Below are 270 nucleotides of genomic sequence, written 5' to 3' on the forward strand. Positions count from 1 at the left end.
CGGCGAGACGCAGTACGTATACCGCGTCAAGGACGGCGTGGCCGAGCGCCGCGAAGTCACCATCGGCGAGCGCCGTGAAGGCAAGGTCGAGATCCTGACGGGCGTGGCGGCGGGCGACCAACTGGTGGTCTCCGGACTGCAGCGCGTCACCGACGGCGGCCCGGTGCAGGTCGTCAACAACGGCGCCTGACGCCACTATCCCAGCGAGCGGCGGCCTTCATGCGCATTTCGGAAACCTGTATCCAGCGGCCGGTGTTCGCATCGGTGCTG

At 68.1% G+C, this 270-nt stretch carries 1 pseudogene; it reads left to right on the forward strand.

From position 1 onward, the window contains the following. Nucleotides 1-190, forward strand: a pseudogene (locus SB751_RS30760) (efflux transporter periplasmic adaptor subunit); the annotation flags it as partial. Between the last annotated feature and the right edge of the window lie 80 nt (nt 191-270).

Source organism: Cupriavidus sp. SIMBA_020 (assembly GCF_046535395.1).
Classification (GTDB): Bacteria; Pseudomonadota; Gammaproteobacteria; order Burkholderiales; family Burkholderiaceae; genus Cupriavidus; species Cupriavidus campinensis.